This is a genomic window from Brevibacillus jepli (assembly GCF_047229145.1).
Classification (GTDB): domain Bacteria; phylum Bacillota; class Bacilli; order Brevibacillales; family Brevibacillaceae; genus Brevibacillus.
Window position 1 is genome coordinate 39168 of the sequence record NZ_JBFEFW010000025.1, and the last position, 12289, is coordinate 51456.

Below are 12289 nucleotides of genomic sequence, written 5' to 3' on the forward strand. Positions count from 1 at the left end.
AGGTCAACCGAACAGTCAAAACGTTCCGAGTAGATCGAGCGCATTCCAGCCAATGCTTGGACATACCTGAATCGTTCAGATCATACACATAAACGAGCACGGTCCGAGGAGGGGAGCAACGTGTACTGGCTGCAAAAAAGTGTAGCGATTCTCACAGGAAGCGTGCTTTTAGGTCTGGGAGTCAACCTGTTTTTGGTTCCGCATCGCCTGATGGACGGGGGCATGATCGGGATTGGATTGTTGGCGACGTATTACATGCAGATGCCGCCGGGGCTCGTGATGATTATGGTCAGTATTCCTGTGTATGTCATCGTCTTTTTTTATGATCGCAGATTGTTCTTGCACAGCTTTCACGGCATGCTGATTTCTGCTTTTTTTATTGATATTCTCTCGGACCTGCGAGCTTGGAATGTGTGGTCAACATCTGTTTCCGCAGTTACTGGCGGCGTGTTAATCGGGATGGGGATCGGTTTGATGCTTGCCTACGAAACGAATACAGGCGGGACAGACCTGCTCGCGCAATTTTTAGCCAGAAGGTACAAGCTGCGAGTTGCCTTGCTGATTTTTTTCATAGATGGCTTGATTGTACTATGCTCGATTCAGACAATCGGGATGGAGCGAATGATTTTCTCCTTGTTGACGATTGTCGCCGTTGCGGCAACAACACATATGTTTAGTGGACTTGGGCGACCTTTGCCGCCTTATACGATTATTGGCCCGCTTCGTTCGCGACTTAAGCGCTGAGCGTTCTCCACTTATGTATGTGAGCAAGAACAAGAGATATTCGAGCGGGGAAGGGGAAGGCGTCATTTTGGAGAAAATAAATAGGAAAAGGATGAAATGAGGGACTTTTGTGTCTGCACAACCATTTCAAATGATAACAGAGCGCGTCGGCTATTTTCCCGGTCATGTCAACATTGGCCTCGTCATCGGGGAGCATGGAGCGATCCTGATCGACTCTGGTCTGGATACTCAGACTGCAAAAAAACTCAAGAAAGGACTGGACGCTATCGCCCAGCCCTTGTGTGCAATCATTCAAACACACGCTCATGCCGACCACTTCGGTGGCAACGCATACTTGCTCGGATGCTGGCCCGAGGCTAGTGTTTATGCGCCACCGCTGGAAGAGACGATTATTCGAAATCCCATTCTTGAGCCAATTTACTTAAACATGGGTGCAGCACCACTTGATGATCTCAAAAACAAGTTCTTGCTGGCACAGCCTTCGCGGGTGGACCACCTCCTTCCACTGGATGAAGGGATCGAAATTGCTGGCATACCGTTCTTTATCCTTTCTCTGCCGGGACATAGCTGGCAGCAGGTTGGCGTTGTTTGTGACGAGATTTGCTTTGCCGCCGACAGTTATTTAGGCGAAGAGGTATTGGAAAAGCACAAGCTTCCGTTTCTTGTCGATGCGCATGAGACGATACTCAGTCTTCATAAACTACTTGCGACCAACTACAAGGGTTACTTGCCTGGGCACGGAGCATATACCACCACCTCTCATGATGCGGTGAACAAAAATATTGCTTGGCATGAGCGGATTTTCTCAGTGATCTGCGAGATTTTAAAAGAGGAGAGAACGCCAGAAGATGCGTTAGCCCTCCTGTGTGAGCGTTTACACATTACGATAGAAAATGCGTCGAGCTACGTCCTGTTTCGGACGGCCTTCATGGGGTACCTGGTCGGGCTTCAGAAAACAAAGAGGGTGGCTTACCGGTTTGAACAAAATCGATGGTTGTGGAGAACGGTTCAGGATGGAGCGGAGGGAGCAGAAAGGTAATCAGCGATTTCTGCTAGCTTATGCTCTGCAGCTTCGCGGACGGCCTTCGGAATGAAGAAAATTTCTTCGGATGATGTGTTCATATAAAACTTCGCTTCCAAATACGGATGACCCAGTTTGACATTCAGCTCCCCTTTTCCCGTTGTTGTGCTAGTGTAGTTGGTAGGGATGCGCAGGAAATACGCGCTGCTGCTGGCGGAATCGTACATGACGACATCGTACGTGGGCATACTGTCCCCGCCAGATCGGTGGAACCCTTGCTGCCGCAGCATCTTGTCGACATAGGAGAGTGGCTGAACGACACCGGTAAGGGTCTTGTTTTTTAACCGCATGGACATCCTCCTCGGCTCAACCATTGAGAAATCAGGCTTAATCTCATACTATGTATGGCGATACCAATTCAGACTTGTAGAAAAAGAAAAGAAGGAGTGGATGAAGATGCAGCTTAAGGCAGATTTACATACCCATACAAAAGCGTCAGACGGCACCTGCGAGCCTGCGGAAAATGTACGTTTGGCCAAGGAGGCCGGCCTCACTGCGCTGGCGATCACGGATCACGACACGGTAGCCGGGATTCCAGAAGCAATCGAGGCGGCCCGCGCACTCGGTGTGGAAATTATTCCGGGGGTCGAAGTCAGCTCAGTGGGGAAGGGGCAGGATATTCACGTTCTCGGTTATTTTGTTCCGTATGAAGACCCTGCTTTTGAAGAGCGTCTCTTCCGTTTGCGAGAGACAAGGCATGAGCGAAATCAGTTATTGATTGCACGGCTGCAAGAGCTTGGTATCAACATAACGCTGGAAAATGTATACCGACGCAAGCAAGGAACGGATAAAAACATCGGGCGACCACATATTGCTGAAGAGCTGATCGAGCTGGGAGTCGTTTCTACTATTGCGGAGGCCTTCGATAAGTATTTAGGCAAAGGGGGAGCGGCTTATGTCAATCCACCGCGCATTACACCGCAAGAAGCCATTACGCTAATCCAAGAGGCGGGTGGAGTGGCGGTGCTCGCTCATCCAGGGCTGTATGACGATGATGAGCTGGTGCAGGAGCTGATCGTATTCGGACTAGACGGGATTGAAGTCAATCACCCGGATAACGATGAGGAACAAAGAATGCGCTACAGCAAATGGGCAGAACAACACGGACTTGTCGTGACAGGCGGCTCTGACTTTCATGGCTGGCGCGGAGAGGAACCGTTTCATGCCATGCTCGGAACTCATACGGCGTCGATGGAAGCAGTAGAACAGCTACGTGCGATCGCGGCGAAGCGGAAGTAACGAGAGACCCTCTTCTACTAGCTGGAAGAGGGTCTTTGGTGTTCTTACAACAACGCCAGTATAAATGATATCCCTAACCACAAGCATAGCGGGCTAAACAATGCTGTATCCCAGCGGGCAAACTGGGTGTTTTACACTTTTTTAAAAAAGCCAACGTAATTGAAGTCTCCTACAGCGCGCAGGATAAATACAGCTGCACCCACGATGCATCCCCATTGAATCAGAGCAGGTGCTACGATTGGCGCGAGATAACCACTCTGAGCGAGCAAAAGTTAATTGGCAAACGCAAGCAAGCAAGCAAGCAAGCAGGCGACGACGATCGTTCCGCCTTTCCGAGGTGAAAAAATTCGACGCGAATGATCGGCCGTTGTGGGAATCGCGAATTCAGTGCCCCATTTTCCTCCCAATGCCCAATAAAAATGCAGTAAGGAAACCATCAATAAAAAGAGAGCAGAAGAGATTGATAAAACATGCGTCATAGAAAGCCTCCTATATTGTACATTGGGATTTATTGGAAAAGATACGCATCCGTATGTTTTGGGTGCGAAAATCCCTGTAACGGGATGTCTGTCGGGCTGGGGAGCTGTCTCAAATCCAAGTCATAAAATGCTGCAAGGGCGCGGAAATGTCAAAAAGGTGCTTCAAGCTCTCTTCGCACGAGCCACCAATGAGGAAGCCTCAAACCATGTAAACTCCGTGCAAACGAAAAACAACCTCGCTTCGCTTTACAATCATAGCGAAAACGAGGTTGTTTTTCAGGCTAAGGTAATCGGGATACCCCGCAGCAATGTTTATTCGCGTATGGATTTGACCATCGCAATATGCTCGATACCCGCGTCGTCAAACAGGTCACCAAAAGGTTCATAGCCAAGCTTTTCATAAAAACGTTGCGCTTGTGTCTGTGCGTTCAGCTTCAGGCTGTCATAGCCGTGCTGCTTCGCTAGCTCTTCCATCACGAGCATGATTTGGCGGCCCAGTCCAGTACCGCGTTCTGTCTTGGCAACGGCTACTCGCTCGATTTTTCCCACACCAGGTGCATATGTACGCAGACGGCTTGCCCCTACAGGCTTTCCATCGCGGTAGGCCACAAAATGAATCGTTCCGCCATCTAGCGTGTCATGTTCGTCTATCTCCAGCTCTTCAGGAACTTCCTGTTCGTCGATGAAAACGACTCTGCGCACGGATAGAGCATCCGCCAATTCTTGTTCAGTCGTGACTTTATGGATCTGGTAGGTTTGTTGTTTCACTGGTAATCGTCCTTTTTTAGAAAATATCCCTCCCCACGAAATCATACGCAGGGAGGGTAGTTGATTGCTGCATGAGTATAGAGCTGCTTATTTTTGGAGAAGGAAGGTCTGGTAAACGCTCCAGATGCCATCCTCGAGTTGATAAACCAAGTGGAAGCGATCAATTTCGCTGGTCAGGTCGATTTTTGCCATGCTCAGTTGTCCGGTTACATCTCGCAGCTCATCGTCGGACAGGTCGCGCCCGATGGTCAGATGCGGTACGTATGCGTAGGTTTCTTTTTCATTCACACACTGATTAGCAATCTTTAGATGTAGCTCGTTAAATGGTTCCTTGTTTTGCACAGCCAAATAGATCACGTTGTTGGTAGGGTGGAAAGAAGATACCCGATGGAAATGAGCGGAGAAGCTATCGGTAGAGGAGGCAACCTGCTCCAGATGGCTCACCAGCTCAGGCAGCTTCGCTTCGTCCAGCTCAAAGGCTTCCTTCAAACGGATATAGGGAGGAACCAAAGCATAGCCCGGGTCATAACGTTTCCGGTAAGAGTTGGCTACTTCTTGCACCTTGCTAGATGGGAATATAACGATACTGTACATCATCAGAACCACTCCTCCTTACTATCGATCATGCTCTACAAGATATTATTTTAACAGAAAATTCTTCATTTGTGTAATGTTAAGCGTGGGTCCGTATATTCCTTACGCCAAAGGAAAGACTGTGTAGTGCAAGGAGGTGCCGCACTGCATGTATACGGCCATGATGATCACATTCATTTTTCTCGTTCTGCTTCTACTGTCTGTGCTGACCTTCACGATCTTGACTGCGATACGAAAAGGAGAATTCGAAGAGGTACTCGTATCGCCTATCAAGGATGAAGGTCCACAGGAAGAACAGCCACGGTAAGTTTACCCGTAAAGCGTCTTTAGCATACGCGGTAGATTACGCTGCCAGTGGCCCCACGTATGGTCACCCTCAAACGTTTCATAAACGAGGGTGGCTTTTTTCGTGCGCAAAAGATCGCGCAGTTCTTCATTCGATGCGAGAAGATTCAAGGTGCCACGGCCAGTGCTTACAGCCGTTTCCTCCGTCCCGATTTCCATATAGAAGGTTTGCGGTACCGCAAAGTCTGTGTCAGCTACTTGCCGATTTAGCTTTTCGTCCATTGCAATCGACTGGCATGCAACTTGTCCAAACGTATGCGGATAGGCCAGTGCAGTGAAGAGGGAGACGACGCCGCCCAACGATTCACCAAGCAGTGTGCGAGCGTTGCCCAAAGGATGGGTGGAGTAATGCGTGTCGACATAGCTCACGACTTCATCGGCGAGAAAGCGACGGTAGGCGATATGATCCTTGCCGTCCGGATGATAACGGTCATGTCGTTTACTTTTCTCGACAGGGAGAAAGACAGCAATGATATCTGGCAGTTCTTTATCCTGATTCAGCTGATCCAGCAAAGTCGCCATTCTGCCCATCGCCAAGTAGTCTTCCCCATCCTGTACGTAGAGGACAGGATACGAGTAGAGTGGCGAGTAGCGTTGGGGTGTGCAGACAATCAGTTTTTCCGGCGTCCCCAAATGCCGGCTGTCCAAGATGATTTCCTCAAGGGCCACTGCGGTGTCCTCCTTATTAGGATATTCTGTTCATTATTATACAGGAGCGGCCGGGCATGCCCAAGAGTTTGAGTGCAGGGTCAGGCTGTGGGCGAAAGATTGTCGCAATTTGGTCAGCGTGTGATACTATGGTAGGAAACGACTTCACTCGATTTGTGGAAGGGGTTGTCTCTTATATGAAGAAGCAAGTACACAGCATCGAAGTCAGAAACGCAGCGCTCGCACGCCTGGCAGAGCGAGGAGTAACGGTGGAGGACATCGCGGAGATCGTGTATCTGATGCAGTCGCCGTACCATCCCGATCTCACAATGGGGCAGTGCATCGAGAGCGTGAAAGCCGTCTTGGAAAAAAGGGAAATGCAGCACGCCATCCTGGTTGGCGTTGAGTTGGATACGTTAGCGGAAAAGGGACTCTTGTCCGAGCCTCTCCAGTCGATTATCGCGTCGGATGAAGGATTATTCGGATGCGACGAAACATTGGCGCTAGGTTCTGTATTTGGATATGGAAGTATTGCCGTGACCACTTTTGGACATTTGGATAAGCACAAGGTCGGGGTGATCAAAAGGCTGGATACCAAGTCGGGAGAGGGACGTGTACACACGTTTTTGGACGACCTTGTGGCGAGTGTGGCAGCCAATGCGTCTAGCCGGATGGCTCACCGGATGAGAGATGAGCAAGAGGCGGAGTTGGCGAGAGGTGAGGCGTTGAAGATTCAGGAGGCCGAGCTGCACGTGGAGGAGAAAGGGAAAGGGACGGAGCAGGCGGGTTAGGTTAGGGATGAGGGAGATTGTTGTGATCGTTACCTAATTATCTTGTTTGTTTTGCTGGAGGGTAGCGAGGACGTTTGCGAAGCTAGGTCTTTGTGAAACTAGGCCTTCAATGCTCTTCAGAGTTGCTTTTAATGATAGGTAGGTTTTGAGGTAAATCGTAGATGCCATTTCTTCACCGGTGCAGTTCATGGATGTGATGCAGTTTTGAGTGTGATTCTAGGTTTTGTATGTGATCCCCCTGTCTTGTCGGGAGGATGTGGACGGTAGCGGTGGAGAATGGCTTTTTGTTTGCAATCTTGGGTGGAACACAGCTGAACATAGATGATTAGGGCTTTTTTTATCGTAAAGCAAGTCTGATTTCACTGGGTTTTTTAGTGTTCTTTTGGTACGAGTGAAAATTTTTACAAGAAATTGTTCATTTCCTCTTGAAATCCATTAAACGATGCTGTATAGTAATAAATGTGATCGACGTCCGATACGATTCGGGCCCTTAGCTCAGTTGGTCAGAGCGGTCGGCTCATAACCGATTGGTCGTAGGTTCGAGTCCTACAGGGCCCACCATTTAAACGATCACACACATATCCCATGATCCGGTAGCTCAGTTGGGAGAGCACCATCTTGACAGGGTGGGGGTCGCTGGTTCGAACCCAGTCCGGATCACCATAACAGAAACGCCAAAAGCCTTGAAAATCAAGGCTTTTTTTGTTGTAATAACCGCCTGAAAAAGACTAATACAGGCGTCAAAACTCATAATTGGGGACGGGCTGGGGACGAATTTTTTGGCCGTTGTGACCATCAGGCCTTTTTACTTTTCGGCTGACTGTCGAAGAGAGATTCAAAATGTTTAGCAGCCTCCTGGTCAGCAGATCGTAAAGCGTGACCATAAATGTTCATGGTCGTAAGGATGTTAGCATGTCCGAGACGTTCTGAAATGATCTTGGCATGGACACCTTTGTTAATAAGAAGAGTGGCCGAAGTATGTCGCAAATCGTGAAAACGGATGTACTTCAGCTTGTGCCGCTTCGTAAAACGTGACCACCAAGTCTTTACGCTGGAAGGGTAAAGTGGTTTTCCGTTCCAGGAGGAAAAGACGAAGAATCGATCGCCACCTTCCCATAGTTCCTCTGATTGCATCCGTTCCTTGCTAGTCTGAACTTTCAACGCCTTCAGATCATGATATAAACTTGGGGGAATGGACACGATCCGGACCGAATTTTTTGTCTTTGGTTCCTTTACAACGTAGCCGATCCCCTTCACGTAAGTAAGCGATTGGCGGACATCAATGGTACCGGCCTCCAGGTCAACATTTTTCCACTCCAATCCAAGCAGTTCTCCTCTTCTCAGGCCAGTTGTCAGTGCCAAGGCAATCATGACTCTCCACATCAGCTTTTCATGTTCCAATGCCAAGAACAGTTGGTGAGCTTCGGCTTCGTCATATACGCTCATTTCGGCCTGTTCAACTTTCGGCTTCTTTATCCCGTCCATAGGGCTTGTTTTAATTACCTTCCACTCAACAGCACGGTTAAATATATTTTTCAAGACGCGGTGGATATATTCGATCATCCCAGACGATAACTTTCCCTCCTTGCCGTCTTTCCGGGAGCCTTCTTCTTCAAGTTTTTTTATAAAGGTGACGATGTGGAGAGGTTTGATCTGATCGAGACGCATGTGGCCGAATTCAGGAATAATCCGGTTATTAATTTGGATCAGATAGTTCTCTAATGTTTTAGCACTTAGTTCTCGTTTGGCATACTTTTCTCTCCATTCGTCAACAAACCCAGCCAATGTCATCTTTTCGGGGGAAATATACTCACCGGCCTCAACCTCCATCTTGAATTTAAGCCACTCACTTTCCAGATATTCTCTGAGCTTCTTCGTTGTTTTCAATAACGCCTGATCTTCAACCTTAATGACTTTTCTTTCACGCAACCGTTCTCCATTAGGTCCATACCCCAATTCAACGGTTAAACGCCAAGAATTAGCGCCGCGTTTTTCAATGCTTGCCATGTTTGGTTCACCTCCATGGATTCATCTGCAGGATTTCTTCGAGATCTGCCACCTGCAGCATCAGAAATTCGGCATCCCAATAATCTAGCATGTTTTCCGTCGCGCGCCTACGGAGAGGGTCAAGCCGAATCCCGAACTTCCCTGGTTTATCTTCGCTCACGGTCAGATCTGCAAGCGTCACCGTTATCCCCATGCTGTCCGACGAGAAATCTTCCGCTCCCTGTCGTTGGAAGGGAGCAGCTATGGGGATATAGGCTATATCTTTGTTCCAATCAAGTTCCCCCTTCCGAAAATTGATGACGTACCAGAGCGGGGCCAGCTCCCCCTCGAAATAATCGTAAAAAACTGCAATTTTCATCGTATTACAACTCCTTGTCCTTTTTGAAATTTTCTTTTTATTGCAGTCAGAAAGAGCCTTTTTGTTTCGTCTGACCAGTTTGTGGGATCTGCTTTGCTGTACTGACTCTGAAGATAGGTAGCAATCCTCTGACTGTATTCTTCCTGGCTGATACGGCCTCTTATCTGATTGAATCGACGGGTCGCCAGAGAAACGGGAACATTGAACGTATGAGCCAAATACAAAGGAATTTCATTCTCGTAGACCGGCAAAACAAGTTCCTGGACCATGAAGAAGGGAATTGCTGCATACTGCTGGAACAGGGAGGCTTGCATCTCCTGTAGGTCCCGGAAAGTCTTGGGGAGAGTCCTCTGATCACCTACGTGACGGAGTGGATGGCATAACTCATGAAAAAATTCACTCCGCAAAGAAGGCTCGTCCAAACGAGAGTCGAGAATGATCATGAAATCATTAAAGCCATCGTCAATCCAACGGGCATGAGATTTTGTCGGGAGATAGGAAATTTCACCCCCAAAAATGTTTGCAATCCGGTGAATATCAAGGTCTTCTGGCGTGAAGATGGAATGTGCGAGGTATTTTTCAGCAATCCATTCCTCAAGTGGTGTCATTTTGTAGAGTGTTAGATTCATTGAATACCCCTCCTGACAAAACGTATGTTCGTATATATAGGTGAAAATAATAGCCCAAAGGGCTATGAAAGCTACACTAGAATAAAGGATTATTTTTCCCGTTCCTTCGCTCGTCTTTCTTTCATCCTACGGAACAGTTCCAAGCTCTCTTTTAAATACTCAGCTTCCTCTTCGGTAAGATCTTCTCCGCCAGTAATAAAGGCAAGGCCCATGCGCGCGTTTTTATCGTCCTTTTTGTCGGAAGAGGAGGGGGAGTCCATTCGTTCTGGGTTGTCAGTCACACCAAGAAGCCAATCAACCGAACAGTTGTACACTTTAGCTATTCTCGTCAGCGTCTCTTTGTCAGGAGATCTATAATCCCGTTCGTAATTGGATACAACTTGAGATGATATGCCAAGTCTCTCAGCTGCTTGGGATTGCGTCCAACCTCGCTGTTCCCGAATGCTCTTTAATTTTTCGCCGAGAGTCATAGTAATCACCTCCATTGATTATAGTCTATCACGGATAAACGCACCGTTTAATAAAATAAACAAAAAGTTTATAAAAAACCATTGACTAAACGAATCGTTTACAATAAGATGAGAATATAAGATAAACGATTCGTTTAGAAGTGAGGTGATTAAGTTGATTCCGGTGCACGAACGAATCGAGCAGATCAGGGTCCAAAAAGGCATTTCAAAAGCATTTCTGGCAAAGAAGTTGGGCATAACAGCAATGGGCTATCATTATCTGGCTACTGGTCGTTCTCCGATTAGTACGGATAGGTTGCAAATCATTGCCAAGGCATTGGGTGTTGATCCAAGAGATTTTTTAAGCCCTGAACTAAACGATTCGGTTAGTTGTTCTGAAGACGAACCACAAACCGCCTGAATGGCGCGGAAAGGAGGAAATCCCATGGGACGAGGGACACTGACCCCCGCTGAATGTGCGAAATACATCGGCGTCCACCGTGACACGATTTACGCGATGGTTCGCAAAAAGGAAATCCCGCATTTTCGGGTTCGCTCCCGCATTTTCTTCCGAGTTGAGAGCATCGACGCCTGGATGCGTGAACAGGAACAGAAAAACACCAAGTCTTCGGCCTAGTAACTCAACATCTTTTTGAATATTCTAGCTGTTTCTCTTTCTTAGTTCTATTCCTGCTTTTTCCTACTCGCTGTTTTCATTATCTCCACTTTACGCGATTGTCATGCTGCACGGAGGAGTATGATGCCCGGTATTTGATCCAGATCTGTCACCCAACAACGGAATCCGAGGAGGGAGATCCATATGGAACGTTCCTTGGTAGAGGAGGCATTCATCGAGCTGCAAGATGCTCAGTCCAATTTGAAGGAAACAGGTACCTCGTCACCCTTTTTGCTTACGGAACCTGGATTAAAAAAAGCAGAATCCATATGCACAGATACCAAAAAGTAGTGGTTACTCAGGGGAAGTTAGTCTTCCCTATCGTTTTTCTTACAAGTTGAAACTGAGTAGTAACAAAAGGACACGATCATAAAGGCGCTTGTCCATTTGTTAGTGGTCAGATTCGGAAAAAAGTGAGGAGGGGTCGTTATGCAATACGTTGAGCTGATGGTTTTGAGCGGTCGGGAACACAACGTTTTGAATCTTCTCAAGAAGAAAATTGAAATGCTGGCTGAGTCCGATGATTCATACGCGTTCCTGAAGGATGTGGTTGTATGCCACTTCCGGAAGGGGGTCTCTCAGGTTTCTCACCGCGTCAAATATAGCTATGAGAAGGGGGTGAAAAGCTACCTGTTTATCGGTGCCGATCTGATGAATTGGACCACCGATCAACTGGAGAAGTTGTATTGCGTTTTAACAAGCGGCATCCCATTTGTGATCGGGTTGGTTCGGAAGTGGCAGCAGATTCAACAACGGCTGTTTACTTCTCAGGAAGAGATAGAACGTATGGCTCGTAATCTCGGTACAGAATTGGAGCCGGAGATTCGCCTGGTGTTACCTGAAAAAGAGACTGACACTGTTCAGGCGGTTGAGATCCAGGCTGCAGTTGAAGAAGCCAAGGCTGAAAACGTGGTTCGTAAGCGCGTGTCTTTCAAGGAGATGGTGGAGCGCTTCAAACAAAAAGTGAGTTCCATTGGGCAGAGGATAGAGGAAAGGGAGATCGGTCGGAAATCCAAGCGGGTTCTTTCTCTTTCTTACGACTTTGTTCTTGATTTGATTAAGCGACACTTGCCCCAGGCGATCCAACCCAACGTGTTCATCCCGACAGAATGGCTAATCAAGTGGCTGCCGGTACTCATTGAAGAAGAGATGAAACATCAAGGCTCAGTGGCTTAACGGCGGAAGTGAGAAGAAGAAGGAGTTGAGACAGTGAAAAACGGTAAAAACCTGACGCGAACGCAAAAACTCGTACTTCTTAGCCGCAACCTCAATCCGAAGGAATGGTTAATAAGCAAAAAGTTGCCCGATATGTGGCTGCTCGTTCATCGACGGACAAAACAAACATTAGCATTATCGCTCAATAGTAGTTCAGATGCGAGTTAAATTCCCCTGTAGACAACATTTCATCAGCTTGTTGGATATTCTCCTGACATTGTTTAATCTGTACAGCTTTTTGAGGAAAAAACAGTAGAGGGAGATAA

Annotated in this window: 18 protein-coding genes, 2 tRNA genes and 1 pseudogene; 12 read left to right on the plus strand and 9 right to left on the minus strand. The window is 47.6% G+C overall.

Features of this window, described 5'->3' with window-relative positions:
* Positions 1-120: 120 nt before the first annotated feature.
* Together AB1L17_RS23225 and AB1L17_RS23230 are read left to right on the plus strand one after the other, a co-directional pair.
* A complete protein-coding gene (locus tag AB1L17_RS23225; RefSeq protein ID WP_412847336.1) occupies positions 121-744 on the plus strand; it encodes a YitT family protein in 624 nt (207 codons plus the stop codon).
* A 109-nt stretch (positions 745-853) separates the two neighbouring features.
* Positions 854-1783 (plus strand): MBL fold metallo-hydrolase, encoded by a 930-nt coding sequence (locus AB1L17_RS23230; protein WP_412847335.1) that lies wholly within the window; start codon positions 854-856, stop codon positions 1781-1783.
* Here AB1L17_RS23230 and AB1L17_RS23235 read toward each other — a convergent pair.
* The gene (locus AB1L17_RS23235; RefSeq protein WP_106840203.1) at positions 1753-2115 is read right to left on the minus strand and encodes a hypothetical protein; all 363 of its coding nucleotides are present in this window, start codon (positions 2113-2115) and stop codon (positions 1753-1755) included. The two genes, AB1L17_RS23230 and AB1L17_RS23235, sit on opposite strands and share 31 nt — an antisense overlap.
* A 106-nt stretch (positions 2116-2221) precedes the next feature.
* On the opposite strand from AB1L17_RS23235, the gene AB1L17_RS23240 reads away from it, so the two are divergent.
* Positions 2222-3064: a PHP domain-containing protein gene (locus AB1L17_RS23240; protein WP_412847334.1), complete on the plus strand. Its 843-nt coding sequence runs from the start codon at positions 2222-2224 to the stop codon at positions 3062-3064.
* 131 nt (positions 3065-3195) lie between these two features.
* On the opposite strand, the pseudogene AB1L17_RS23245 reads toward AB1L17_RS23240, so the two are convergent.
* The 3 genes and pseudogenes from AB1L17_RS23245 to AB1L17_RS23255 form a co-directional block, all read right to left on the minus strand.
* Positions 3196-3543, minus strand: a pseudogene (locus AB1L17_RS23245) (DUF3995 domain-containing protein).
* 312 nt (positions 3544-3855) lie between these two features.
* Positions 3856-4311, minus strand: coding sequence for a GNAT family N-acetyltransferase (locus AB1L17_RS23250; RefSeq protein ID WP_412847333.1), 456 nt, complete (start codon positions 4309-4311; stop codon positions 3856-3858).
* An 87-nt stretch (positions 4312-4398) separates the two neighbouring features.
* Positions 4399-4908, minus strand: a complete 510-nt coding sequence (locus AB1L17_RS23255; protein ID WP_412847332.1) for a YjcG family protein — start codon at positions 4906-4908, stop codon at positions 4399-4401.
* Between the two features lie 145 nt (positions 4909-5053).
* Between AB1L17_RS23255 and AB1L17_RS23260 the strand changes: the two genes are divergently transcribed.
* Positions 5054-5212: a hypothetical protein gene (locus AB1L17_RS23260; RefSeq protein ID WP_412847331.1), complete on the plus strand. Its 159-nt coding sequence runs from the start codon at positions 5054-5056 to the stop codon at positions 5210-5212.
* A gap of 2 nt (positions 5213-5214) precedes the next feature.
* Here AB1L17_RS23260 and AB1L17_RS23265 read toward each other — a convergent pair whose 3' ends face one another.
* Positions 5215-5919: an alpha/beta hydrolase gene (locus AB1L17_RS23265; protein ID WP_412847330.1), complete on the minus strand. Its 705-nt coding sequence runs from the start codon at positions 5917-5919 to the stop codon at positions 5215-5217.
* A gap of 176 nt (positions 5920-6095) precedes the next feature.
* On the opposite strand from AB1L17_RS23265, the gene AB1L17_RS23270 reads away from it, so the two are divergent.
* From AB1L17_RS23270 to AB1L17_RS23280, 3 genes are all read left to right on the plus strand, one after another.
* Positions 6096-6689 (plus strand): phosphatidylglycerophosphatase A family protein, encoded by a 594-nt coding sequence (locus tag AB1L17_RS23270; protein ID WP_412847375.1) that lies wholly within the window; start codon positions 6096-6098, stop codon positions 6687-6689.
* Positions 6690-7173: 484 nt separating this feature from the next.
* Positions 7174-7250 (plus strand) — tRNA-Ile (locus AB1L17_RS23275).
* A gap of 26 nt (positions 7251-7276) precedes the next feature.
* Positions 7277-7352 (plus strand) — tRNA-Val (locus AB1L17_RS23280).
* Between the two features lie 132 nt (positions 7353-7484).
* Here the strand turns inward: AB1L17_RS23280 and AB1L17_RS23285 are convergent.
* The 4 genes from AB1L17_RS23285 to AB1L17_RS23300 form a co-directional block, all read right to left on the minus strand.
* A complete protein-coding gene (locus AB1L17_RS23285) occupies positions 7485-8696 on the minus strand; it encodes a site-specific integrase (RefSeq protein ID WP_412847329.1) in 1212 nt (403 codons plus the stop codon).
* 7 nt (positions 8697-8703) lie between these two features.
* On the minus strand, positions 8704-9054 hold the full coding sequence (locus AB1L17_RS23290; protein ID WP_024983301.1) for a hypothetical protein: 351 nt from the start codon (positions 9052-9054) through the stop codon (positions 8704-8706).
* A complete protein-coding gene (locus tag AB1L17_RS23295; protein WP_122915422.1) occupies positions 9051-9683 on the minus strand; it encodes an ImmA/IrrE family metallo-endopeptidase in 633 nt (210 codons plus the stop codon). The genes AB1L17_RS23290 and AB1L17_RS23295 overlap by 4 nt, the downstream gene beginning before the upstream one ends.
* A gap of 89 nt (positions 9684-9772) precedes the next feature.
* Positions 9773-10153 (minus strand): helix-turn-helix domain-containing protein, encoded by a 381-nt coding sequence (locus tag AB1L17_RS23300; protein WP_412847328.1) that lies wholly within the window; start codon positions 10151-10153, stop codon positions 9773-9775.
* Positions 10154-10316: 163 nt separating this feature from the next.
* On the opposite strand from AB1L17_RS23300, the gene AB1L17_RS23305 reads away from it, so the two are divergent.
* The 5 genes from AB1L17_RS23305 (at position 10317) to AB1L17_RS23325 (ending at position 12191) form a co-directional block, all read left to right on the plus strand.
* Positions 10317-10553, plus strand: coding sequence for a helix-turn-helix domain-containing protein (locus AB1L17_RS23305; protein WP_412847374.1), 237 nt, complete (start codon positions 10317-10319; stop codon positions 10551-10553).
* A 24-nt stretch (positions 10554-10577) separates the two neighbouring features.
* On the plus strand, positions 10578-10769 hold the full coding sequence (locus tag AB1L17_RS23310) for a helix-turn-helix domain-containing protein (RefSeq protein ID WP_412847327.1): 192 nt from the start codon (positions 10578-10580) through the stop codon (positions 10767-10769).
* 183 nt (positions 10770-10952) lie between these two features.
* Complete coding sequence (locus tag AB1L17_RS23315; RefSeq protein ID WP_310769124.1) at positions 10953-11099, plus strand: hypothetical protein; 147 nt, start codon at positions 10953-10955, stop codon at positions 11097-11099.
* 138 nt (positions 11100-11237) lie between these two features.
* On the plus strand, positions 11238-11984 hold the full coding sequence (locus AB1L17_RS23320; RefSeq protein ID WP_412847326.1) for a hypothetical protein: 747 nt from the start codon (positions 11238-11240) through the stop codon (positions 11982-11984).
* Between the two features lie 33 nt (positions 11985-12017).
* Positions 12018-12191 carry a DUF6906 family protein gene (locus AB1L17_RS23325; protein WP_197029771.1) on the plus strand — a complete coding sequence of 58 codons (174 nt, stop codon included), beginning with the start codon at positions 12018-12020 and terminating at the stop codon, positions 12189-12191.
* Positions 12192-12289: the final 98 nt, after the last annotated feature.